This is a genomic window from Actinomycetota bacterium, from assembly GCA_035759705.1.
Taxonomy (GTDB): domain Bacteria; phylum Actinomycetota; class CADDZG01; order JAHWKV01; family JAHWKV01; genus JAJCYE01.
On sequence record DASTUJ010000107.1, the window covers coordinates 19,107 to 41,868 of the forward strand.

Sequence of the window (22,762 nt, forward strand, 5' to 3'; positions counted from 1 at the left end):
TGCCCACGGCTATTTTGTCTTCGAGCTCGACTTCAGAGCCTGAAGCTTCTTGGTGGCCTCGTTCAATCGCTTCAGGTCGTTTGCCCGATCCTCCTCGGCCTGGACCGCAAGCTCCCTGACGTCGTTGGTCACCGGTTTGTTCGCCTTCTCAAGCTGGGCGACCTTTGCCGATGCCTGGTCGGCGGCTTTCACCGCGTTGTCGTAGCTGAGCTTCAGTCTCGCCACCTCCTTCTCGGCCGTGTCGATCTGCTGGGCCGCCGCCGTCTGGGCCGGGTCGGGGGGCTGCGGCTTCATCGCTGCATCGGCCTTCTTCAGCAGGTCCTCACCCATCTGGATCCCCTTGTCGGTGGCAAAGTCCTTGAACGCCTGCGAACCGGTCACCTTGTCCGCAGCCGCATCCTTCAAGGTCTTTGCACCTTCGGTGATCTTGTCCCCGGCGTCCGAGAGGGCTTTACCGATTGACGTCGGGTCGATCCCTTTGGCCAGCTCCATCGCCTTGGCCACCGCGTCGGCAGCGGCCGGCTGCGAGGTGGCGGGGCCGGGAGCGGCCGGGGGCTTGAGTGCCTCCCGGATTCTCCGCTGCTCGTAGAGGCTCTCGATGTGGGCCTGTTCCGCCCGCAGACGGTCCAGCTTCGCCTGGTCGATCTTCTGCTGGAGGTCGGGGGAGATGCCGCCTGGGCCGGAAGCCTTCTTGCCCTCCTCCCGCAGCTTGCCCTCCTTGCGCCGGGCGTCGTCGTAGCCCTTCTTCAGGTCCTTCGACCGCTTCTCCGCCTGGTCCAGGTCTTGCTGGGTCGGGGGCGGCGGCAGCTGCCGGACGATCTCCTCGACCTTTCCGGAGATCGCGGTGCGCGCCTGGTCGACGCCCTCTGCGATCTTCGTGGCGGCGTCGCCGATTGCGTCCTTGGTGGAGCCCCACGGGTCCGGAACCGGCGGGGCGGGCGGAGCGGGCCAGGTCTGGGTGACTATGGGCCGGTTGGGGTCGAAAACCGTCTTTCCGTCCACCTCCTTGGTTCCGAAACTCCCGCCTGCCCAGTTCTCCGGCAGGTTCTCGGGGACCTCGACGTAGGTGTTCCCGTCCGACCCGGTGTGAAGTCTGGGGTCGGCCCCCAGCCCCTTGAGGTCGCCCGCCAGCTTGTTGGGGTCGAAACCGCCCGCCGGCGGGTCCAGCTGGCCGGTCACGGGAGGTGTGGCCGGGTGGGTCCAGTTTTCGACTACGGCGATCGGCTGGTCCGGGTCGAGGACCACCTGGCCGTTGGGCAGCGTCCTGGGGTTGCCGGCAATGCCCTTGATCCCGGGCGGGAGGTCGTTGGGCCAGGGGAGCGGCGCCGTCGGGTCGTAGGGAACGCCCGGGTTGGAGGCCTCCCAGATGCGCTGCCTGGCGTCGTCCCCGCTGATGACCCGCTCGTCCGTGACCATCGGGTCGCCGCCCTGCGGAGGAGTCGATGCGGCTCCGGGCGAGGTTACGGATGGGCCGGAGACCGGGCCGACGTCGGGCACCGCCATCGGCCCCACCGGGTACCCGAGCGGCGGGGTGCCGAAGGGACTGAAGGGCCCCCCGGGCGGGACCGGAGCGTCCGGCGCCGGTTCGGGCGGGCCGGTCGGGCCGCCGCGGGCCGCATCCTCGAACGCCTTGCGTATTCGGCCGACCAGGTCCCCGATCGCCTTGCCGCCGGCGGCGCCGGCTGCCGCGGCGATCGCTCCTTTGACCGCGTCGACGAATATTCCGGTGGTTCCCTCGCAATCCAGCCACTGCTCGGTCTGCTCGCCGCTCAGCACCCCGGCGAGCGTCACCATGCACTCGGCAAAGTCGCCGTCGTCGGCGAAGGCGGGGGAGGCTCCGAGCACGATTCCCAGTGCCGCCGGCCAGATCAGCAGTGCGGCGGGCCCGGCTCCGGGCGCCCCGGGTTTGCGCCCGGAGGCCATCGCGCCGGCCGCGGCCGCGATCGCCAGGACCAGCTTGATCACCGGGCTCTGGATCACAAAGCCCAGGGCGAGCGCGGCAGCGCCGCCGAGGAGTCCGACGATCGCTGCGAGGGGCCGGTCCAGGGCCCGGGCTCGGCCGGGCGAGATGCGCCCGGCGACCGCCCCCCAAACCCGCTGGACCAACCCGGCGAGGATCAGGCCGATGAAGGTCGGCACCGCAAGCAGCACCCCGGTAGCCATAACTGCACCCAGCCAGGGTGCGATGAACTGCGAGGCGACCAGCCCGGCGGCCAAACCCCACAGAAGGTGGCTGCGGGCGTCCTGCCCGTCGTCCTCGAATATTCTGCCTATCGTCTTCGGAAGGCCGCGGACGTCCCGCCAGAACACCTCGGCGCCGACCGCCCGCCGGTACCCGAAGAGGCTGAAGAGCACCATCATCCCGAGCGTCCAGGTCAGCCCGCCGGTGATCGTGTTGTCGTTGCTGGTGACCGGGCTACCGGGAGGGGCGTTGGACCCGCCGTACCGGCCGGCGATCAGCAGGACGTTGGCGGCGTAGCCGATGACCGCGCCCACCGCGGCGGTGACTACGGTCGAGGGGAGGTTTGAGAGCAGCGACCGCTTGACGGCGGAGGCCAGCTCCCGGAAGGTGGCGGGTGCGGCCGGCGAGGAGCTCACGGCCGGGCCTGCGGTTCGACGATCACGAAGCCTCCCGAGTAGGGTTCGTCGGCGATCTTGACCCGCTGAACCACCCGACCACTGAAGCAGACGCGCTCCCGACCCCCCGCCTCTAGGGGGGTGCCGTCGCCTGGGCCGATTGTGTAACTCCGCTCGTCAAGATTCAAGATGGTGGCGCATCTTTGGGAATCCACCCGCAGCCACTCCGGGAAAAAGCGCCCGCCGGAGATCACCGCGCTCGGACCCGGAGCCACTTCCCGGCCGGCCCGGACCAGCTCGGGGACGGCGAACGGCCGGTGCCATGACGCCAGCGCCCCGACCAGCACAGCCAGGGTCCATGCGACGGAGTGGGGACCGACCTCGCGCAGGTGGGACATCCACTCGTCGGCCTTCCGGACGACGAGCCCAAGGGCGAGGCCGTACGGGACGTGCGCGGCGTAGGCCAGCCCGACCAGGTCCCACTTGCCGGCGATCCCGTAGAAGTCAGCGAAGGGCGTGACCACGGTTGCGGATTCGAGCACCATGGCCCAGGCCAGGCCGAACCCCCAGTGCCTGCCCCGGAACAGCGAGGCATAGAAGATCGCAAACCCCACACCGTTCAGGAAGTGGTAACCCCAGCCGGCAAATCCGGTGAGCGGCGACGACCCGTCGGCGTTCAGGATCAGCAGGCCGTAGGAGTCGATCGGGGCGAGCAGGCGGAACCCCATCAGTGAAAAGGGCACCCGAAACAGGTCGTACCCGATGGTGCCGATGAGCCCGGCCGTGAAGCCGACCGCGAGCGTCTGCCGGGTGGAAGGCAGACGCTCGTTCCGGGAGGAGAGAACGGCGAGGGCCAGCAGCCCAATGAGAGCGGGGGCCGCCACCCCCCAGAACCATTTGTGAAATGGGCCCAGGCCGTAGACCCAGGCGAGCAGCGGAACCACGGAGGCCAGGCCCAGCAGCCCGCAGGCGGCCGCGACCACACCATCGGTAACGCAGGTTTCGCTGCGATTGTCGACCGACCCGGGGCGAACCAAGCCTTGTGAGCCCCCCATTTTGAGATGCCAATCCTCTTGCCGGAACCGCGTGAACGCAAGAGTGAACTGGGGAGGATGCTGAATTGTCTGTGCGGGGTGGCGCGCTCCCACCCGGTTGCGAGTGAGGGAGGGGAGTGGCCAGGGCCGGAATCGAACCAGCGACACCGCGGTTTTCAGCCGCGTGCTCTACCGACTGAGCTACCTGGCCGGGATGCGGCCTGCACGGCGGGAGAAGACCTTCCGAGCAACCGGTCCAGCGTGCCCAATGAGGATACTACGGGCAGTCCGGGTGTTTGCGCGCCCGGCCGAGGGGTGTACCTTCCACTCATGGCCAGAGCGGTCCAGTTCCGGTTCCTCGCGGGCCTCGAGCCCTCGAACCTGATCGACCTGCCCTGGCACTCCCCGCTCGCAAGCTGGGATCACCCCTCAATCGTCCACCGGACCCGGGGACAGAGCCGCCACGTCGTCAGATTCGTAAACGACGGCAGCCGGACCTTCGCCCTCAAGGAGATCGACGAACAGGTGGCACAGAAGGAGTACCGGCTGCTCCGGGAAATCCGGGGGGCCGGCCTTCCGGTGGTGGAGGCGGTCGGCGTGGTCACCGGGAGGGAGGACGCCGAAGGCGAGCCGATCGAAGGCGTCCTGGTCACCCGGTTCCTCGACTACTCCCTGCCCTTCCGGTACCTGTTCAGCATCGAGGAGGGCGAGCCGCTCAGCGCGAAGCTGATCGACGCGGCCGTTGTGCTGCTGGTCCGTCTCCACGTCGAGGGCTTCTACTGGGGCGACTGCTCGCTCTCGAACCTGCTGTTCCGCCGGGATGCCGGAGCGCTGATGGCCTACCTGGTGGACGCCGAGACCTCCGTGCGCCGCCGGCCCATTCCCGACGGGATGAGGGAACATGAGCTCGACGTCGCCCGGGAGAACTTTGCCGGAGGCCTGATGGACCTCGCCGCGGAGGGCCGGTTGCCGGCCGAGTTCGACGTCATCCACCTGATCAACCTGCTCTCCGAACGCTACACGCTGCTGTGGCACGAACTGACCGGCGTCACCGAGATCGACGCCCGGGAGCGTCACCTGATCGACCACCGCATCCGCCGCCTGAACGAGATGGGGTTCGACGTCGACGAGCTGGTGGTCGAGCGAGACCCCTCTGGGGACCGCCTGAGGGTAATCCCGGCGCTGGTGGAGGAGGGCCACCACGCCCGGGAGCTCAGCCGCCTGACCGGTCTGGAGGTGCAGGAGAACCAGGCCCGCCGCCTGCTGAACGACATAGCGTCCTACGGCGCCTACCTGGCCCGGGTCGAGGACCGGGCGCCCACGCCGCCCATCGCGGCGGCCCGGTGGATCGCGGAGGTCTATCAGCCGATCGTCTCCCAGATCCCGGAGGAACTGAGGGGACGGCTGGAGCCGGCGGAGCTTTTCCACGAGCTCCTGGAGCACCGCTACTACCTCTCCGAGGCGGCCGGTTACGAGGTGGACAACGACACCGGGCTGCGTTCCTACCTTGAGTCCGTGCTGCGATTTCGGCCGGCGGAACAGGCCTTGTTTCCCGACGAATAGGGCGGGGTACGCAACCGCTTGCAACCGCATCGGGCGAAGTCCAGAATGTGGCCTGCAGATTCCGGACGGCCCGCCTAGCAGGGGCGGTCGTTTCCGGGGGGACGCAAAGGATTCGTGTGGCAATGGGAGCCCGGGTCGCGGTTGAAGGTCTCTCCGCTTGACATCACGCCGCCCTGCCGCAGCAGCCCTCTGCCTACTGCTTTTCGGATCGGTTCTGGCCGGGTGCGGCAGTGAGTCCGGCACCCCCACCCTCAACTGGTACATCAACCCGGACAACGGCGGCCAGGTGGACCTCGCCGAGAAGTGCTCCGACGGCTCCGGCGGCGCCTATGACATCAACGTCTCGGTCCTCCCCAACGACGCCACCGCCCAGCGGGAGCAGCTGGTACGGCGCCTGGCGGCCAAGGACGCATCCATCGACCTCATGAGCCTCGACCCACCCTTCATCCCGGAGTTTGCCTCGGCAGGCTTCCTGCGCCCGTTCTCAGAAGACGAAGCAGGCGAGTTCACCGAGGGGGTGCTGGAGGGGCCGGTCGAGCACTCGACCTGGGACGACGAGCTGGTCGCCGCTCCGTTCTGGGCCAACACCCAGCTTTTGTGGTTCCGGAAGTCGGCCGCCCAGCGAGGCGGCCTGGACCCGTCGAAGACCACCGACGCCACCTGGGCCGACCTGGTGACCGCCGCCGAGAAGGCAAACGCCTCGGTCGAGATCCAGGGCAACCGGTACGAGGGGTACATGGTGCTGCTGTCGGCTTTGATCTCCTCCGCCGGCGGCGAAATCCTGGTCAACCCGGAGGCCGGGAAGGACGTCAAGACCTCCATCGCCTCGGACGCCGGACGCAAGGCGGCCGAGGTCGTCGCCATGATCGCGGACTCGCCGTCGCGCAACCCCGCCATCTCCACCACCGACGAGGAGGCGGGCAGGGCCGCCTTCCAGTCCGACCGAGGGGGCTACATGGTCAACTGGCCGTACGTCTACGGCGCCGCCCAGGAGGCGGTCGCCGCGGGCTCGCTGCCCCAGTCGGTCGTAGACGACATCGGGTGGGCACGCTACCCCCGGGTCGACAAGGCCCTGGAGAGCCAGCCCCCGCTGGGCGGGATCAGCCTCGGGATCGGCGCCTTCGGCGAGCACCACGACCTGGCGCTGGACGCAGTCCGCTGCATCACCTCGCTGGAGAGCCAGACCGAGTACATGGTCGGCGCCAAGAACCCCGCCGCCCGGGCCGCGGTCTACGACGACGCCGAGGTCCGCGAGATCTTCCCGATGGCCGACCTGATCCGGGAGTCGATCGGGGCGGCCGCCCCGCGGCCCAAGACTCCGTACTACACCGACGTGTCGACAGCAGTCGTGCGCAGCTTCCACCCGCCATCCTCGGTCGACCCGAAGTCGCCGGAGCGGGCAGCGAAGCTCATCGGCGACGTCCTGAACGACCGGGTGCTGCTGTGAGCGTCGAAGCGGCGCCCGTCCCGGGCCAGGTTCCGAAGGCCAAGTCGAGCGACCGCTCGGTCAGCGAACGCCGTCTCGGCTGGAAGCTGGTCGCCCCCGCGGTGATCATGATGCTGCTGGTCACCGCCTACCCGATGCTGAACGCCCTGTACCTTTCGCTGTTCAGCTACCGGCTGACCGACCCGGCCGGCAAGGAGTTCGTCGGGCTCCGCAACTACGCGGTGGTCCTGGGGGACAGCCTGTGGTGGCGGGACGTGGCCACTACCGTGACGATCACGGTCATCACCGTGGTGGTCGAGCTGGTCCTCGGCTTCGCCTTCGCCATGGTCATGCACAAGATCATCTTCGGCAAGCGGGGCGTGCGGACCTCGATTCTAATCCCCTACGGGATCATCACTGTGGTCTCGGCATTCGCCTGGCGGTACGCCTTTGCGCTCGACTCCGGCTTCGTGAACGAGTGGTTCAACCTCGGGGACAAGTCGTGGTTCGGGGAGCGGTGGAGTTCGCTGTTCGTCATCTCGATGTCGGAGATCTGGAAGACCACGCCGTTCATCTCGCTGCTGCTGCTGGCCGGCCTGGCTCAGGTGCCGGAGGTGCTGCAGGAAGCGGCTCAGATCGACGGCGCCACCTGGAGGCAGCGCCTGCTGAAGGTCACGCTTCCAAACATGAAGGCCGCGATCCTGGTGGCGGTGCTGTTCCGGACCCTCGACGCCTACCGGCTCTTCGACAACGTCTTCATCATGACTGCGGGGGCCCAGGAAACCGAAACCGTCTCGTTCCTCGCCTACCGGCAGATGATCAGCCGGACCGCCCTGGGCCTTGGCTCGGCGGTCTCGGTGCTGCTCTTCCTGTCGGTCCTGCTGATCGCCGCGCTGTTCATCAAAGGGTTCAAGGTCGACCTCAGCCAGGTGAGGGGCGGATGAAGCGAAAGGAAGGGGCCTGGACCGTCCTCGGCGCGATGCTGATCATCCTCTGGGCGCTCGCCCCGGTGGTGTGGATCTTCTCGCTGTCCTTCAAGGCCGGTGACGACATCAACAACAAGAGCTTCTGGCCCAGCCAGTTCAGCACCGAGAACTACGAAACCGTCTTCAACACCCCGCTGTTCACCAGCGCTCTCCGCAACTCCATCGGGATCTCGCTGATCTCCACGGCCCTGTCGGTGGCCATCGCCACCGTGGCGGCTTACGCCATCGCCCGGCTGGACTTCCCCGGCAAGCGGGCGGTGCTGTCGATCGCCCTGGCCATCGCGATGTTCCCGGCCGTCTCCCTGGTCGGCCCGCTGTTCAACATCTGGCGGACCGTCGGGCTCTACGACACCTGGATCGGCCTGATCATCCCGTACATGTCGTTCACACTCCCTCTGTCTTTGTGGACCCTCTCGGCGTTTTTCCGGGAGATTCCCTGGGAGATGGAGGAGGCGGCGCAGATGGACGGGGCGACGCCCTGGCAGGCGTTCCGGAAGGTGATTGTGCCGCTGGCGGCGCCCGGGGTGTTCACCGCAGCCATCCTGGCGTTCTTCTTCGCCTGGAACGACTTCGTGTTCGGCATCTCCCTCACCTCCACCAACTCCGCCCGCCCGGTGCCGGCGGCTCTGGCGTTCTTCACCGGCGCCTCGCAGTTCCAGCAGCCGGCGGGCGCGATCTCGGCGGCGGCGGTAGTGGTGACCATCCCGGTAATCGTGCTGGTCCTGCTCTTCCAGAAAAAGATCGTCGCCGGCCTGACCAACGGCGCCGTTAAAGGCTAAGGAGCGACTTCGTATGGCATCGATAACCGTTAAGAACGTGTTCAAGGAGTACGGCGACGGCTTCAAGGCGGTCAACGACGTCAGCCTCGACATCGGCGACGGCGAGCTGATGATCCTGGTCGGCCCCTCGGGGTGCGGCAAGTCCACGCTTCTCAGGATGATCGCCGGGCTGGAGGACATCTCGGCCGGCGAACTTTTGATCGGCGGCGAACGAGCCAACGAGAAGGCGCCCCGGGACCGCAACCTGTCGATGGTGTTTCAGAACTACGCGCTTTACCCGCACCTGTCGGTGTACGAGAACATCGCCTTCCCGCTCAGGCTGAGCGGCAAGTTTTCGGAGGACGAGATCCGGGCGAAGGTCAACGAGGCGGCCGACACCCTGGAGCTCAAGGACCACCTGGAGCGCAAGCCGAGCCAGCTGTCCGGCGGCCAGCGCCAGCGGGTGGCGATGGGCCGGGCGATCGTGCGGGAGGCCGAGGCGTTCCTCTTCGACGAGCCGCTCTCCAACCTGGACGCGAAGCTGCGCGGCCAGATGCGCACCGAGATCTCCCGGCTGCAGCGCCGCCTGGGAATCACGACGGTCTACGTCACCCACGACCAGACCGAGGCCATGACGCTGGGGGACCGGGTCGCGGTCCTGCGCAAAGGGGTCCTGCAGCAGGTCGACACCCCCCGGGAGCTGTACACCCGCCCGGTGAACCTGTTCGTCGCCGGCTTCATCGGGTCCCCTCCGATGAACTTCGTCCCGGCCACCGTCGAGGGCCGGACGATCACGCTGCCCTTCGTCTCGTTCGAGGTCTCCCAGGAGGTTGCCGACAAGCTGGGGGAGCGCGACCTGCTGATCGCAGGCATCCGCCCGGAGAACTTCGAGGACGCCGCCCTGGTGGACGAGGACAAGCTGGCGCACGGCGTAACCTTCAGCGACCACGTCGACGTGACGGAGTGGCTGGGCAATGAGCTGTTTGCCTACGTCCCTTTCGAGACCACCACCGAGATCCACGACCGCCTGAAGACGCTGGCCCGGGAGCTGGACAGCGAGTCTCTTAGGACCCAGCTGGTGGTGGCGCTCGACGCGGAGAGCCGGATCTCCCACGGCCAGGACGCTAAGCTGACCTTCGATGCGAGCAAAATGCACTTCTTCGACCCGGCGTCGGGTGAGAACCTCACCCGCGACCTGGCGGTAGTGGCCCACTGAACCAGCCGGCCCCGTCGACGGACTCTTCTTCGCGCGCCTGGTGGCGCAGCGCGGTCATCTACCAGATCTATCCCCGCTCGTTTGCCGACGGCAACGGCGACGGGGTCGGCGACCTGGAGGGCATCCGCAGCCGGCTGGAGTACCTGGCGTGGCTCGGGGTCGATGCGATCTGGATGTCGCCCTTCTACCCGTCGCCGATGAAGGACTTCGGCTACGACGTGTCCGACTTCTGCGACGTCGACCCGCTCTTCGGGGACCTCGCCGCATTCGACCGGCTGGTTGAAGAGGCCCACCGGCTGGGCATCCGCGTTCTGGTCGACCTGGTTCCCAACCACACGAGCGACCAGCACCCCTGGTTCGTCGAGTCGCGCAGCTCCCGGGACAACCCCAAGCGGGACTGGTACATCTGGCGCGACGGCACCCCGGACAAGCCGCCGAACAACTGGAAAGGCGCCTTCATCGGCGGCCCGGCGTGGACCTGGGACTCCACCACGGAGCAGTGGTACCTGCACTTCTTCCTGCCCGAGCAGCCCGACCTCAACTGGGGCAATCCCGAGGTCGAGGAGGCGATGCACGATGTGGTCAGGTTCTGGTTGGACCGGGGCGCCGACGGATTCCGGATCGACGTGGTGCACGGCATCGGCAAGGACCCGGAGTTGCCCGACTCGCCGCCCGAGCTGATCCTGGAGCCCCGCTCGTCGGTGCACGACGACCCGGCCACCCACCCGATCCTCCGCCGGCTGAGGGCAATGGCCGAGCAGTACCCCCAGAACCCGGTGCTGGTGGGGGAGGTCCACCTGCTGGACACGGTGAAGATCGGGGCCTACTACGGCAACGACGACGAGCTGCACCTGGCGTTCAACTTCCCGGCCCTCTACGCCCCATGGAGCGCCGAGGCGTGGAAGAAGGAGCTGGCCGATGCCGGCCGCGTGTTCGGGCCGGTCAACGCCTGGCCGACCTGGGTCCTCAGTAACCACGACGAGCCCCGCCACCGCACCCGGTACGGGTCGGAGGAGCGGGCACGGGCGGCGGCGGTTCTGCTGCTGACGCTTCGAGGGACGCCGTTCGTCTACGCCGGCGAGGAGCTGGGGCTGGAGGATGCGGTGATCCCGCCCGAACGAAAGGTAGACCCCGGGAACCGGGACGGCTGCCGGGCCCCCATCCCCTGGGATGCGTCGCCCGACCACGGGTGGGGCTCCGACCCCTGGCTGCCGTGGCCGCCGGACCCGGAGACCCGGAACGTGGAGTCGCTGAAGGGCGAGCCGGACTCGATTCTCAACCTCTACCGCCGGCTGCTGGCCCTGCGCCGGGAGTCGCCCGCATTGAACCGGGGCAGCTTTACCGTGCTGGAGTCACCGGAGGGGACGCTGGTCTACGAGAGGGCCTTCGAAGACCAGAAGTTCGTCGTGGTCATCAACTTCTCAAGCTCCACCGTGAGGTTCGGCGACGGTGTCGAAGGTCGGATGCCGGCCGGCGGCGAGCTCGTGCTGGCCAGCTACCGTACCGGCGCCGGGGCGGAGGGCACGATCCCCCCGGAAGGGGCGTTGATTCTCAAGCCTTAAGGACCGGCCGGCGCTTCCGGCTCACGCCGTTCGACCTCAACCGTCCACCTGGCGGCGAGGGCCCCGATGGCGCCGATCGCCGCCACCACCGGAGCGGCAATCGCCCCGACCACGCCGATCGACACCGGGACCTCCATCACCGTGTGACCTTTGTCGTCCTTGATGATGATGCGGCGGACGTTGCCCTCGTGGATGAGCTCCTTGACCTTGTTCTTGAGCCCCTCGGCATCGACCTTGAAGCTGTCTCGTTCGAACTCGACGTCCATTCAAGCCTCCTTTGTTGGCACCAATTGAGTGTCCCACCCGGGAGCGATAGTTCCTATCGGGGATCTCCATGAAAAAGCCCCTGCAGCGACGATGGGCCTCAGGGGCCTTCTCTTTAGCCGCGAAGCTCGTCCGATTTCGTCTCAAGCCACTCGCGAACCGTCAAGGCCGAAGGCAGGAGTTCCCGGGTCAGGGTGGTGTCGGTCGGAACCTCGTTCTTGCCCAGCCAGGTCCACATCCTGCTCAGGTCCCCCCGGGTGAACCGGTCGAACAGCCATAACGGCATGGACGAGGAGCGAGGTGGGTGGCCCGCCACCTCCTCGTAGATCGAGCGACACTCGGCGAGCGTCCGAACGTCGGCCGCCAGGTTCAGCTCCCGGCCGATGAACTGCTCGGACCCGGCAAAAACCCGCTCCGCAATCGCTCCAATGTCCGAGACGGCGATCCAAGGGATCGCCCTTTCGTCGCCCATCAGCCGGGGCCAAATGTTCCAGGTGCCGACCGCGGGCGAGAACTTCTTGTCGGTCATGAGCTCCATATAGGCGGTGGGCCGAAGGACGGTTACGGGGAGGGCGAGCTCTTGTATGTACTCCTCGATAGCCATCTTGCCGTCGAACGAGCCGACGCCGGTCCGGCCGCCGCCGGTGATTGTCGACAGGTACACCAGGTGCGGAACCTCCGCAGCCTTTGCCGCATCGGCGACATTCCGGCCCTGCCGGATCTCTTTGTCGAAGCCGGCCTTCAGCCCGTTCTGGACGCTGAACACCCCGTAAGCGCCGGCGAACGGTTTCCGTAGTGATGCCGGATCGTTCATATCGGCCTTGATTACGTCTGCGCCCAGCCCGGCAAGGGCGCGGGCCGGCTCACCCTTGGGCTTCCGTGTAAGGGCCCTGACGCGCCATCCATGCTCGATAAGACTTCGGGCGACCGCGCCACCCACTCTCCCTGTGGAGCCGCAAACTGCAACAGATTGCTCTCGGGAAGCTGTCTCCATAAGTTCGTTTCTACGCCGGGCAAAACAAAACCGCTCTAAGGAATTCTTGCGGCTGACAACAAAGTGTCAACCAAAGATTCCTTAGAGCGGTAGTGACGTGCTTAGAGCAACCATTTGAGAATCGTTTGGTTGCTCCGGGCTGCGCGGGCGACGGGCTTCGATCCCGCGACCTTCACCTTGACAGGGTGACGAGCTAACCGTGCTGCTCCACGCCCGCAGTGCTGTCGGTAACTATCCTAACGCTACTCGGGCTCACCCCTGCGTGCCGCACGCTTCCGCAGGCACATTTCGACCACCACGGCCCAGCACAGATGGTCGGGCAGCTTGAGGCTGGGGTCTTCGTCGAGCATCGGCTGGGGCGCCAGCAGCTTTATGTCGACCGCCCACAGCGCGACCCCGAAAGCAGCGGCCCCGATGAACGAGGGCTTTGGAAGGCGACGCCGAGCCCAGCAGGAGTAGAGCACGCTTCCCGACAGTGAAATCGCCATGTGGGTGGCCGCCCCCGCCACCCGGCGGCTCCAGCGGGAAGTCAGGTGGGAGTTGCCGGGTACCAGGTGGGCGATGGAGCGAACCGACCGGTCGAGCTCGGGCAGCGTAAGCGCCAGGGTGCTCGGCAGACCCCCGATCAGGCCGGCGACCGCCCCGGCGAACAGCCCGTCCACCAGGCACTCTGACCGGCCTACGGCCAGGTTGCCTCCAGCACCGGGAACAGCAGGGCTCCGGTGCCGTTGTTGGTCAACGCGAGGATCGATGAGTCCTCGGCCTTGAGGGTCGCCCCCACCGAGACCGATCCGGGGCCGGCGCTCGACGCCGAGGTCGCGGATGAGACGACGGTGTACGCCGGCGGGGTCGCGGCGGTACCGGTGTCCGGGGCCGGTACGGCCGTCCGGATGTCCACCAGCGCCGAGCCCGCTTCGCCCCAGCTCGCAGTCGCATTCAGGTCGCCGTCGCGGGCCGGGTTCATCTCAAACGAGGGGCAGCCCCGGGGGGCGCAGGTGGCGTCCGCCGGGGCCGGCTGGAGGTTGGGCAGCAGGAACTTCACGCGCCGGTCGGTTGCGGTGAAGCTGAGCGCAATCTCGTCGAGGTCCACCAGCGGGGACCTTCCGGCAAGGGATATCTCCGCCCCCCGGATCCCGGGAGCGGCGGGCAGGTCGACCGGCCTACCGGACACCGGCAGCACGCACTGGGTGCTCGGCGGCAGGCTGGTCTCGTCGGTCACCGAGCACACGGTCACCGATCTTCCTTCCTGGTCGATCGGCCCGGTGAGCGTTATTCGCAGGTCGGGGGTGGCGTTGTTCACCATGATACGAAGGCGGTCGCCGCCCTTTTCGGTGCCGGTCGTCAGTTGAAGCTGGTAGATCCGAACCGTGGCCTGGGCGTCCTCGTCGACCTCCTCCTCAACCGCGGACGGCGATGCGGAAGCGGCTCCGGACTCTTCCCGGGCCCCGCTTCCCGAGGTGCGTTCGCCGGACCCGCAGGCGGCCAAAAGCAGGGCCAGGGCCGGCAGCAGCGCAAAGAGTTTTAGAGGGGGGAGCACCAAGACAGGGTACCCAGCGGGCCGCTCTCGCCAAACTCCCCCGGGTCGCGACGTCCTGTAACGCCGTGGTTTAGCTTTCCAACCCTATGGGGAGACTTTCCAACTAGACTTATGGCCCCAGTAGCACCTATTTTCCAGAGGAGGGAATCCATGGTGCAGACCGCCGCAACAGTTGACACCGCTACCCTTAGGTCGTACCTAACCGACCACCTTGCAGGCTCGGTCGCAGGCGTCGGAGTAGCCGAGAAGCTTGCCGAGCAGAACCCCAACAACGAGTTCTTCCAGGGACTGGTCAAGTCCATCAAGGCGGACCAGGACACCCTCGAGCGGATCATGGACAAGGTCGGAGCCGAGGAGAACCCCATCAAGAGCGCCGGCGCCAAGGTTGCGCAGTCAATCGGTACCGGTCTCTCAGGCGCCAGCGGCGCAGGTAACGCCGGCGACATGGGATCGGTTCGGGAGTGTGAGGGCCTCATGATGGGGATCACGGGCAAGCTCGGCCTGTGGACCACCCTGAACGAGATTGCCGAAGCCGACGAGCGCCTGTCTGCATTCAGCTACGACAAGTTGATCCAGTCCGCCATCGAACAGCGGGACGGCCTCGAGGTCGAGCGCCTAAAGATGTCCAGGAAGGCGTTCCTGCGCTGATACTCTGGCCCTCATGTTGAGGGCCGAAGCAGAGAAAGTCGGCTGATCCGTGGCCTCGCTGGACGATGAGGTCACGGATCTTGCGCGCCGGATCGCCGACCTCGGCGCCGGGGAGCAGGCCAGCGTCTTCAACATGTCGTGGTGGAGCGAGCGCATGCTCGAGTGGGCCATGGCGCATGCGGCGTTCAAAACCCGGCTCTTTCACTTCGTAGACGTCTTCCCGGCGCTCAGGTCCGACGAAAACGTCGTCCGCCACCTCGAGGAGTACTTCGAGGGGGTCGAGGTCCCCTCCCAGCTCAAGCTCGGGCTCGACCTTGCCGACCGGGTTCCCCTCGGAAAGGCGACCTCCGCCCTGGTCGCCCGGAGGAACATCCGGCGCATGGCCCGGCAGTTCATCGTCGGCGAGTCTCCGCACGACGCCGAGGACGACCTGCGCCGCCTCTGGGGTCACGGCAGCAGCTTCACCGTCGACCTGCTCGGCGAGAAAACCCTAACCTCCGGCCAGGCCGACGCCTACGCCGCCCGCGTGCTGGAGATGCTGGAGGCGCTGGGGTCCTCCACTCTCAAGTGGGAGGCGCAGTCGCACCTGGAGCGGGACGACGTGGGGCCGCTGGCCCGGGTCAACCTCAGCGTGAAGCCGACCGCCCTCAGCCCCAAGTTCTCCCCGCTGACCGCCGAGGAGGGTCTGGAGCAGGTGAAGTCCCGGCTCCGGCCGATCCTTCGCCGGGCGCAGGCACTGGGGGCGTTCATCAATCTCGACACCGAGCACTACGACGTCAAGGCCCTGACCTACCGCCTGGTCAAGGAGCTGTGGGGAGAGCCGGAGTTCGAGGCCATGGAGGGCGGCGTCGTGGTCCAGGCCTACCTGAAGGAGTCGGCCGGGGACCTTCAAGACCTGATCTCCTGGTCGGGGAGCCGGTCCCGGCCGTTCACCGTCCGGCTGGTCAAGGGCGCCTACTGGGACACCGAGACGGTAGTCGCCCAGGCGGAGGGGTGGCCAATCCCGGTCTACGAGCACAAAGCCCAGACCGACCTGAACTACGAACGCTGCGTACGCCTCCTGCACGACGCCCACGGCACCATCAAGGCGGCCTTCGCCAGCCACAACCTTCGGTCCCTGGCCTACGCCGTGGCCTACGCCCGGGAGAAGGGCATCTCGGACCGGGGATACGAGCTGCAGATGCTCTACGGGATGGCCGAGCCCATCCAACACGCGATTCGCAGCCTGGGGCTTCGCCTCAGGATCTACGCCCCGGTGGGCGAGCTGATCCCGGGGATGGCGTACCTGGTCCGCCGGCTCCTCGAGAACACCTCCAACGAGTCGTTCATCCGTCACCGTTTTGCCGAGAGCTGGTCGCTGGAGCAGCTGGTCGCCCCGCCGGCCGCCCTGGAGCTGCCCGACCCGGAGCGGGGCAGTCTTCGCCGTTCGACCAACCCTTCGTCGCCGTCGGCATACGAGCCCGAGCCGCTGGCGGAGTGGCGCCGGCCGGGGATGATGGAGGCGTTCGGGGCCGAGATCGAGCGGTGTTCACTCGGCTTGGAGGTCCCGGCGGTGATCGGCGGGCGGGAGATCTGGACGCGCCGGACCATCACCTCGGTCGACCCGGGGGACCCGTCGACGACGGTCGCAACGTCGGCCGCATGCGGGCCCGAGGAGGCCGCGGGGGCCATCGCTTCCGCCGCTTCCGCCTGGCCGGCCTGGAGGCGCGCCCCGGCCGTCGAGCGTTCGGCCATCCTGTTCCGGGCGGCCCACTGGATGCGGGAGCGCAGAGGTGAGCTGGCGGCCCTGCAGATATTCGAGGCCGGCAAGCCGTGGAAGGAGGCCGACGCCGACGTCTGTGAGGCCATCGACTTCTGCGAGTACTACGGCCGGGAGATGATCCGGCTCGACAAGGGGGGCCTGGTCCAGTCTCCGCCGGGCGAGCGGAACCGGTTGACCTACGCCTCCCGGGGGGTGGGCGTGGTCATCGCTCCGTGGAACTTCCCACTGGCCATCCCGATGGGGATGACCGCGGCGGCGCTGGTCGCCGGCAACCCGGTGGTCCTGAAGCCGGCGGAACAGAGCCCGGGAGTCGCCTGGCAGATCGTCCGGGCGTTCAAGGCTGCCGGCCTGCCGGACGGCGTGCTGAACTTCCTGCCGGGCTACGGCGAGGAGGTCGGCCCGGCGCTGGTCGAGCACCCGGAGGTGTCGTTCGTCACCTTCACCGGCTCTCGCGCGGTCGGCCTGGGGATCGTGGAGAGCGCGGCCCGGCACAAGCCGGGGCAGTCGCACGTCAAGCGGGTGGTGGCCGAGATGGGGGGCAAGAACGCGATCATCGTGGATTCGGACGCCGACCTGGACCAGGCGGTACCGGGCATCCTCCACTCCGCCTTCGGGTACGCAGGTCAGAAGTGTTCGGCGGCGAGCCGGCTGATCGTGCTCTCCTCGGTTTACGACGAGACCCTGGAACGCCTGGCCGCAGCGGGGGAGGAGGTCATAGTCGGGCACCCTCGGAAGTCCGGCGTGACCGTCGGGCCGCTGATCGACGAGGACGCCTACAAACGCGTGCACGACTGCATCCAGCAGGGCCGGAAGGAGGGCCGGGCGGTGCTGGTCCGGGAGGACGTCCCAGCGGAAGGCTACTTCGCGGGCCCGGCGATCTTCGACGGCCTTAGCCCCGAATCGGACCTGGTCAAGCAGGAGATATTCGGGCCGGTGCTGTCGGTTTTGAAGGCGAAGACCTTCGACGAGGCGATGAAGCTGGCCAACGACACCGAGTACGCCCTGACCGGCGGTCTGTACTCCCGGCTGCCCTCGCACCTGGAGCGGGCGGCCGACGAGATGCGGGCCGGCAACGTCTACCTGAACCGCCCGACAACCGGCGCGGTCGTCGGCCGCCAGCCGTTCGGCGGGTACGGGATGTCCGGGGTCGGCTCGAAGGCCGGGGGGCCCGACTACCTGATGCAGTTCCTGAACCCCAGGGTGGTCACCGAGAACACGCTGCGCCAGGGCTTCGCGCCGTCGGAGGAGGCGGGCGGGGTCTAAATCACTGACCACGAGGCGACGAGATTCGACAGGAGGGACACCATGAGCACGCCCGCCAACCCGAGCAGAGCCCTTACCGGCAAACCTCCAATTGTCGACATGGCCACCTGGCAGGCCGAGCGCGAGAAGCTGCTGGTCCGCGAGAAGGCCCACACCCGTGAGGGCGATGCGATCGCAGCGGCCCGGCGGCGGCTGCCGATGGTCGAGGTCGATGCCCGGGCCGTGGTCACCGGCGCCGACGGGCCCGTCCCGTTCATCGACCTGTTCCAGGGTCGCGACGAGCTCGTCGTCTACCACTCCATGTGGTACGACGGCGCGCCGCACCAGGGCCAGTGCGAGGGCTGCACCTTCAACCTCTGGCACATGGATGACGCCGTCTACCTCAACGCTCGGGGCGTCTCGTTCGCCGCCCTGACCTCGGGCGCGTGGGAGGAGGTGGCTCCCTACGTCGAGTTCATGGGGTACACCCAGCCGTGGTACTCGGTGCGGGGCGTGGAAAAGTCGATCGCCACCGAGGAGGGGCACATCGTGTGCTGGCTGCGCGACGGCGACCGTGTGTTCCTCACCTACTCCACGACGGGCCGGGGCAACGAGCCTGCCGACACGACGCTGGGCCTGCTCGACATGACGCCCTACGGCCGCCGAGAGGCGTGGGAGGACAACCCCGAAGGCTGGCCCGAGCCTGCGCAGGTCAACTCGCCGGTCGGGGGGCACGGCGCGCAGATTTGCTGGTACTGGCGCTCGGACGCCGACGGCGCCGCCAGCTGGGCCCCGACCAGCCGGCCCGTGCCGCAGTGGACCCGCCCCGGGGCGACCCGTGAGGAGACCCTAGGTCGCCAGGGCGAACATCAACCGACGAGTAACTAAGGTGTTAGCTCTCTCCGCTCGATCCTTGCGGGAACCGCCCCTTCTATGAAAGTCGAGGGCGGTTTAGCTCTCTCCGCTCGATCCTTGCGGGAACCGCCCCTTCAGGTCGCAAGGTGATGCCGGTGAACAGCTTCACCGGGCCCTCGGGAGTCGTCACCTTGAAGCTCTGCATCAGAAGCGCGGTTACGACCGCCGCCTCCAGCATCGAGAAGTACTGGCCGATGCACGCCCTGGCGCCCCCTCCGAACGGGAAGTAGGCGTAGCGCGGGCGGGCCTTCTCCCGTTCCGGCGTGAAACGCTCCGGGTCGAACTCCTCCGGGTCCTCCCAGAAGTCCGGGTGCCGGTGGGTGGCCCAGGTGCTGCAGAACACGCTCTTGCCGGCAGGGATTTCGTAACCGCCGATGGTGTCGCCGTTCTTGCAGAACCGGGGGATGCCGTAGGCCGCCGGGTAGAGGCGCATAGCCTCCTTGATCACCATCGTGGTGTAGCGAAGATTCATCACGTCCTCGAGCGTCGGCTCGGTCCGGCCCTGCAGCACCCGGTCCACCTCGGTCTGCAGGTAGGACTGGATTTCGGGGTGCTGGCCCAGCAGGTGCAGCGTGAAGGTCAGCGAGGTTGCGGTGGTCTCGTGGCCCGCCAGCAGGAAGATCAGTACCTGGTCCCGGACCTCTTCGTCGTCCAGTCCCTGGCCGTTTTCGGGGTCGGTTGCCTGCAGCAGCAATCCCAGCAGGTCCTCGCCCTCGGCGGGCTTGGTCCGGCGGGCGGCGATCAACTCGTCGACCACGTCGTACAAAGCCTTCTGGTACTTCAGAGCCTTGCGGTTGCCCGGCGTCGGCCAGGTCTCCGGGATGGCGACCGGAAAGAGGGCCCGGTGGATCGCCCGCTCGCTGAGGAACGGGACCGTCTGCCGGATGACGGCAACCGCACCCTCGACGTCGGCGCCGAACAGCGCCCTTCCGACCACCGACAGGGTCAGCCGGGCCATCTCGTCGTTCAGGTCCACGGTGGCGCCGGCATCCGCGAACCGGTTCCAGCGCTCGACGGCGGAGCGGGTCTCGTCCGCCATCATCGGGACGTAGGAGGCGACCCGGCGGTGCGTGAAGATCGGCTGGATCATACGCTTCTGGCGCTTCCACTCCTCGCCCTCGCTGGTCAGAAGGCCGTCGCCCAACAGGTGGCGAAGTTCGTTCCAGACGCCGTCGTCCTTGACGTATCCGGCGGTCTTGGAGGTCAGGACCTGCTGGATGTGGTCGGGATGGAAGACTCCGTACGCCTCCTCCTGGAACCGCCCGGCCGGGCCGACCGTGAAGCGGACCACGTCGCCGTACTCGAGCATCGCCCGGTGGGTGGTGCCGAGCAGGTCGTTCTTGAGGTCAAGGGCCGATCCGAGAATCGGTGAGCCCTTCGGACCGGGGGGAACCCGCTTGCCCGCTTCCCGGATTTCGTCTGCCTGAACCGCCATCTTTGCCTCCCGACCCATCAAGACATTCAACAATGCGACATCAGTTGATGTAATGGTACCCCCTCACCCGGCAAAGTCAACCCGGCTATGGAGTGTTGTGGGGTAAATGTGGGTACCACAGGCGCATGGCTCACTCACTGAAGAAAGGCGCGACCTTCGAGGGTCCCGGGGAACCCATCCCGACCAAGACCGAGGACACCGGCGGCCCCGACTCGCCCCTGGACCTGACCAAGAGCGACTGGAAGGCCACCGCCAAGCGTGTGATGAAGGAGTTCAAGGAGGACCGGGTGACGATGGTCGCCGCCTCGTTGGCCTTCTACTTCTTCCTGGCGATCTTCCCGGCGCTCATCGCAGCGGTCGGGATCGTCGACCTGCTGGGCCTGGGCTCGCAGTTGATGGGGTCGGTGAACGACTCGATCGGCACCACCGTCCCGGGCGGAGCGGGCAAAATCCTCACCACCGCCATCGACAGTGCCCAAAGCGCTTCCAAGGGGACCTCGGTGATGGCGGCGGTCATCGGTATCGCGATCGCTCTATGGAGCGCAACCGCCGGCATGAACGCGCTGCAACAGGGGCTCGACGTGGCGTACGACGTGCCCAACGAGCGCAAGTTTTTCAAGGCTCGGGCCATCGCACTCCTGCTCGTCATCGCCACCGGCGTCCTCGGAGCCATCCCCTCACCGTTCTTCGCGGCCAAGGGCGTCATCTGGTCGGTGATCGGCTGGATCGTCACCGTCGTCGTTGTGATCACCCTGTTCGCCGTCTACTACTACCTCGGCCCCAACCGGGAGAAGCCGAACTGGAAGTGGGTCAGCCCGGGTGGGCTGTTAGGAGCGTTCCTGTTCCTGCTGGCATCGGGCGCCTTCTCGGTATACGTCGGCAACTTCGCCAAGTACGGTGAGACCTACGGGCCGCTGGCCAGCGTGGTAATCCTCCTTTTCTGGCTCTACCTGACCGGCCTGGCGATCATGCTGGGGGGCGAGCTGAACGCAGAGTTGGAGCGCCAGACCGCCATGCGAGAGGGCAGGGCCTAGACTCCGGCGCCGCTCAACGCTAATGTCGCCGGGTGACCGATTTCGCCGCCTGGCCGCCTCTTCCCTACGCCGACTGGACCGACACCAAGCAGACCCTCCACCGCTACGCGCAGACGGTCGGCAAGATCAGGATGGCGCTCGTACCCTTTCGCAACCACTGGTGGCACGTGACCCTGTACGTCGGCACCCGCGGACTGACGACCGGCCCCATGCCCATGCCCGACGGCCGGTCCGTGGAGATCCGGTTCGACTTCGTCGACTCCCTCCTGCACGTGATCACCAGCGCCGGGGAATCCGGGTCGTTCCAACTGCGCCATGGGCTGACCTGCGCGAGCTTCTACGGGCAGCTGTTCGATGCGCTGGCCGATCTGTCGTTGGAAGTGGAGATCTACCCGGCCCCGTTCGACCTCGATGGGCCGCTTCTTTCGGAAGACACGGTCCACGACGCCTACGACGAGGAGGCGGTGGCCCGCTACTGGACCGTCCTCCGCCGGACCGTCGACGTCATGAACCGGTTTGCCGGCGGATTCAACGGCAAGCAGAGTCCGGCCCACCTGTTCTGGCACAGCTTCGACCTGGCGTACGCCCGCTACTCCGGCCGCCCCGCTCCGGCCCGGCCCGGCGCCGACCGGGTGACGCTGGAGGCGTACTCGCACGAAGTCATATCGTGCGGCTTCTGGCCGGGGGACGACAAAACGCCTGCGCCCTCCTTCTACTGCTACACCGCCCCGGCCCCCGAGGGCCTGACCGCGCAGCCGCTGGAGCCGTCGGCAGCCTTCTGGAACGAGCAGGCGGGGACTGCCTACCTTCCCTACGACGAAGTCAGGACTAGCCCCGAGCCCGAGGCGACGCTGCTGGGTTTTTTCGAGAGCGCGTACCGGGCGGGCGCAACGACCGGCAACTGGGATATCGAGGCCTTCACGGCCTCCGGCGGATCGGAGATCAGATGAAACGGATGAGGTGGTTCGCTTGTGTTGTGCTGCTCTGCCTTTCGGCCGGGGCGTGTCGCACGGAGGATCCGGCGGTGGCGCCCTCTCCGTCCGCCTCAGTCACCGCAGGTGAAACCGGCTCTCCCGCGGCCACCCCAACCGCCGATCCCCTGACCCTGGCCCAGGGATCCGGCGGCCCCGGACTCGAATACGAACTCAAGCTGGTCCCCGGAGACCCGGTCTGCGTCCAGCTGCGACGGCTGGAGGAGGCGGGCGACTTCATGATCTGCGACGAGAATTCGGAACAGGACTTCAACGGCGACGACGACCTGCGCTACGCCTTCGGCGGGCTGAACCCGGAGCAGGTGCCGAAGTTCGTCATAGGGATCACCGACGAGAAGGTCGCGAGGGTGGTGGTCAACCTTGCCGAAGGTCCAAGCCCGGAGGTGGCGACCCTTTCGTCGACGGAAGTGCCCGACCGGCGGTTTTTCGTCGTCATGCTGAACCCCGACCCGCCGCAGCACGTGCAGGCAGTGCGGGGGCTCGACGCCGGGGGGAAGACCGTGGCCGGCTTCAGCCTGGGGGAGGAAGGCCCTTCGCCCCTGCCGACCGGTTAGGTTCCCGGGAGGCTATTTGCCGGTGACCGGCTGGTCCGGGGCCGCGAATCCTCCACCCCCGAAGTTCTTGAGGACGACGCCCTCTGAGCGGACCATGTCCTTGCCGCACTTGGGGCAGGGCTCGCTGCCGGTGGAACTGTCCTCCATCATGTCGAGACCGCAGTCCTCGCATCTAAAGTTGGCCATCCGGTGCTCCTTCGCCAGTTCGGTGTCTGTGCGGAAATCATGCCACGTTGTTTCCCATCAAACGCTTGCCTGCCATC

General features: G+C 67.3%; 20 protein-coding genes and 2 tRNA genes. 12 read left to right on the forward strand and 10 right to left on the reverse strand.

Going from position 1 to position 22,762, the window contains the following annotated elements; translation table 11 throughout:
• Window positions 1-9: 9 nt before the first annotated feature.
• From VFV09_07290 to VFV09_07300, 3 genes are all read right to left on the reverse strand, one after another.
• Window positions 10-2,598 (reverse strand): hypothetical protein, encoded by a 2,589-nt coding sequence (locus VFV09_07290; GenBank protein ID HEU4867516.1) that lies wholly within the window; start codon window positions 2,596-2,598, stop codon window positions 10-12.
• Window positions 2,595-3,632 carry a hypothetical protein gene (locus VFV09_07295; protein HEU4867517.1) on the reverse strand — a complete coding sequence of 346 codons (1,038 nt, stop codon included), beginning with the start codon at window positions 3,630-3,632 and terminating at the stop codon, window positions 2,595-2,597. Before VFV09_07295 ends, VFV09_07290 begins: the two co-directional genes overlap by 4 nt.
• Before the next feature lie 117 nt (window positions 3,633-3,749).
• Window positions 3,750-3,822: transfer RNA gene (locus VFV09_07300), tRNA-Phe, on the reverse strand.
• Window positions 3,823-3,941: 119 nt separating this feature from the next.
• On the opposite strand from VFV09_07300, the gene VFV09_07305 reads away from it, so the two are divergent.
• The 6 genes from VFV09_07305 to VFV09_07330 all read left to right on the forward strand — a co-directional run bounded on the left by VFV09_07305 (window position 3,942) and on the right by VFV09_07330 (window position 11,122).
• Complete coding sequence (locus VFV09_07305; protein HEU4867518.1) at window positions 3,942-5,174, forward strand: DUF4032 domain-containing protein; 1,233 nt, start codon at window positions 3,942-3,944, stop codon at window positions 5,172-5,174.
• A 157-nt stretch (window positions 5,175-5,331) separates the two neighbouring features.
• A complete protein-coding gene (locus tag VFV09_07310; protein HEU4867519.1) occupies window positions 5,332-6,621 on the forward strand; it encodes an extracellular solute-binding protein in 1,290 nt (429 codons plus the stop codon).
• On the forward strand, window positions 6,618-7,544 hold the full coding sequence (locus VFV09_07315; protein ID HEU4867520.1) for a sugar ABC transporter permease: 927 nt from the start codon (window positions 6,618-6,620) through the stop codon (window positions 7,542-7,544). The genes VFV09_07310 and VFV09_07315 overlap by 4 nt, the downstream gene beginning before the upstream one ends.
• The gene (locus tag VFV09_07320; protein ID HEU4867521.1) at window positions 7,541-8,365 is read left to right on the forward strand and encodes a carbohydrate ABC transporter permease; all 825 of its coding nucleotides are present in this window, start codon (window positions 7,541-7,543) and stop codon (window positions 8,363-8,365) included. Before VFV09_07315 ends, VFV09_07320 begins: the two co-directional genes overlap by 4 nt.
• Before the next feature lie 13 nt (window positions 8,366-8,378).
• Entirely contained in the window at window positions 8,379-9,560 is a 1,182-nt protein-coding gene (ugpC, locus tag VFV09_07325; GenBank protein ID HEU4867522.1) for a sn-glycerol-3-phosphate ABC transporter ATP-binding protein UgpC, read from the forward strand.
• Window positions 9,557-11,122 (forward strand): alpha-amylase family glycosyl hydrolase, encoded by a 1,566-nt coding sequence (locus VFV09_07330; GenBank protein ID HEU4867523.1) that lies wholly within the window; start codon window positions 9,557-9,559, stop codon window positions 11,120-11,122. The genes ugpC and VFV09_07330 overlap by 4 nt, the downstream gene beginning before the upstream one ends.
• Here the strand turns inward: VFV09_07330 and VFV09_07335 are convergent.
• The 5 genes from VFV09_07335 to VFV09_07355 form a co-directional block, all read right to left on the reverse strand.
• Window positions 11,119-11,388, reverse strand: a complete 270-nt coding sequence (locus VFV09_07335) for a DUF4342 domain-containing protein (protein HEU4867524.1) — start codon at window positions 11,386-11,388, stop codon at window positions 11,119-11,121. The genes VFV09_07330 and VFV09_07335 overlap by 4 nt on opposite strands.
• A 113-nt stretch (window positions 11,389-11,501) precedes the next feature.
• The gene (locus VFV09_07340) at window positions 11,502-12,380 is read right to left on the reverse strand and encodes an NmrA/HSCARG family protein (protein HEU4867525.1); all 879 of its coding nucleotides are present in this window, start codon (window positions 12,378-12,380) and stop codon (window positions 11,502-11,504) included.
• Between the two features lie 142 nt (window positions 12,381-12,522).
• A tRNA-Asp gene (locus VFV09_07345) sits at window positions 12,523-12,597 on the reverse strand.
• A gap of 25 nt (window positions 12,598-12,622) precedes the next feature.
• On the reverse strand, window positions 12,623-13,042 hold the full coding sequence (locus VFV09_07350; GenBank protein ID HEU4867526.1) for a hypothetical protein: 420 nt from the start codon (window positions 13,040-13,042) through the stop codon (window positions 12,623-12,625).
• 17 nt (window positions 13,043-13,059) lie between these two features.
• Window positions 13,060-13,917, reverse strand: a complete 858-nt coding sequence (locus VFV09_07355; GenBank protein HEU4867527.1) for a hypothetical protein — start codon at window positions 13,915-13,917, stop codon at window positions 13,060-13,062.
• A gap of 150 nt (window positions 13,918-14,067) precedes the next feature.
• On the opposite strand from VFV09_07355, the gene VFV09_07360 reads away from it, so the two are divergent.
• The 3 genes from VFV09_07360 to VFV09_07370 are packed head-to-tail and all read left to right on the forward strand — an operon-like array spanning window position 14,068 to window position 18,457.
• Window positions 14,068-14,565, forward strand: a complete 498-nt coding sequence (locus tag VFV09_07360; protein ID HEU4867528.1) for a hypothetical protein — start codon at window positions 14,068-14,070, stop codon at window positions 14,563-14,565.
• Between the two features lie 49 nt (window positions 14,566-14,614).
• A complete protein-coding gene (locus VFV09_07365; protein ID HEU4867529.1) occupies window positions 14,615-17,590 on the forward strand; it encodes a proline dehydrogenase family protein in 2,976 nt (991 codons plus the stop codon).
• A gap of 42 nt (window positions 17,591-17,632) precedes the next feature.
• Entirely contained in the window at window positions 17,633-18,457 is an 825-nt protein-coding gene (locus VFV09_07370) for a DUF899 family protein (protein HEU4867530.1), read from the forward strand.
• Window positions 18,458-18,500: 43 nt separating this feature from the next.
• Here the strand turns inward: VFV09_07370 and VFV09_07375 are convergent, their stop codons facing one another.
• Window positions 18,501-19,919: a cytochrome P450 gene (locus VFV09_07375; protein HEU4867531.1), complete on the reverse strand. Its 1,419-nt coding sequence runs from the start codon at window positions 19,917-19,919 to the stop codon at window positions 18,501-18,503.
• A gap of 125 nt (window positions 19,920-20,044) precedes the next feature.
• Here VFV09_07375 and VFV09_07380 point away from each other — a divergent pair, with 125 nt between their 5' ends.
• The 3 genes from VFV09_07380 to VFV09_07390 all read left to right on the forward strand — a co-directional run bounded on the left by VFV09_07380 (window position 20,045) and on the right by VFV09_07390 (window position 22,499).
• Window positions 20,045-20,953, forward strand: coding sequence for a YihY/virulence factor BrkB family protein (locus tag VFV09_07380; GenBank protein HEU4867532.1), 909 nt, complete (start codon window positions 20,045-20,047; stop codon window positions 20,951-20,953).
• Between the two features lie 32 nt (window positions 20,954-20,985).
• Window positions 20,986-21,903, forward strand: a complete 918-nt coding sequence (locus VFV09_07385; protein HEU4867533.1) for a DUF5996 family protein — start codon at window positions 20,986-20,988, stop codon at window positions 21,901-21,903.
• A gap of 74 nt (window positions 21,904-21,977) precedes the next feature.
• Window positions 21,978-22,499 carry a hypothetical protein gene (locus VFV09_07390; GenBank protein HEU4867534.1) on the forward strand — a complete coding sequence of 174 codons (522 nt, stop codon included), beginning with the start codon at window positions 21,978-21,980 and terminating at the stop codon, window positions 22,497-22,499.
• A gap of 12 nt (window positions 22,500-22,511) precedes the next feature.
• Here the strand turns inward: VFV09_07390 and VFV09_07395 are convergent, their stop codons facing one another.
• Window positions 22,512-22,685 (reverse strand): hypothetical protein, encoded by a 174-nt coding sequence (locus VFV09_07395; GenBank protein ID HEU4867535.1) that lies wholly within the window; start codon window positions 22,683-22,685, stop codon window positions 22,512-22,514.
• Between the last annotated feature and the right edge of the window lie 77 nt (window positions 22,686-22,762).

What these genes read in the sequence shown, in the direction of transcription:
- VFV09_07375 (HEU4867531.1), bottom strand. Translation starts at nt 19,919, where the DNA reads ATGGCGGTTCAGGCAGACGAAATCCGGGAAGCGGGCAAGCGGGTTCCC.
- VFV09_07380 (HEU4867532.1), top strand. Translation starts at nt 20,045, where the DNA reads ATGGCTCACTCACTGAAGAAAGGCGCGACCTTCGAGGGTCCCGGGGAA.
- VFV09_07295 (HEU4867517.1), bottom strand. Translation starts at nt 3,632, where the DNA reads ATGGGGGGCTCACAAGGCTTGGTTCGCCCCGGGTCGGTCGACAATCGC.
- VFV09_07340 (HEU4867525.1), bottom strand. Translation starts at nt 12,380, where the DNA reads ATGGAGACAGCTTCCCGAGAGCAATCTGTTGCAGTTTGCGGCTCCACA.
- VFV09_07305 (HEU4867518.1), top strand. Translation starts at nt 3,942, where the DNA reads ATGGCCAGAGCGGTCCAGTTCCGGTTCCTCGCGGGCCTCGAGCCCTCG.
- VFV09_07395 (HEU4867535.1), bottom strand. Translation starts at nt 22,685, where the DNA reads ATGGCCAACTTTAGATGCGAGGACTGCGGTCTCGACATGATGGAGGAC.
- VFV09_07360 (HEU4867528.1), top strand. Translation starts at nt 14,068, where the DNA reads ATGGTGCAGACCGCCGCAACAGTTGACACCGCTACCCTTAGGTCGTAC.
- VFV09_07335 (HEU4867524.1), bottom strand. Translation starts at nt 11,388, where the DNA reads ATGGACGTCGAGTTCGAACGAGACAGCTTCAAGGTCGATGCCGAGGGG.
- ugpC (HEU4867522.1), top strand. Translation starts at nt 8,379, where the DNA reads ATGGCATCGATAACCGTTAAGAACGTGTTCAAGGAGTACGGCGACGGC.
- VFV09_07320 (HEU4867521.1), top strand. Translation starts at nt 7,541, where the DNA reads ATGAAGCGAAAGGAAGGGGCCTGGACCGTCCTCGGCGCGATGCTGATC.
- VFV09_07370 (HEU4867530.1), top strand. Translation starts at nt 17,633, where the DNA reads ATGAGCACGCCCGCCAACCCGAGCAGAGCCCTTACCGGCAAACCTCCA.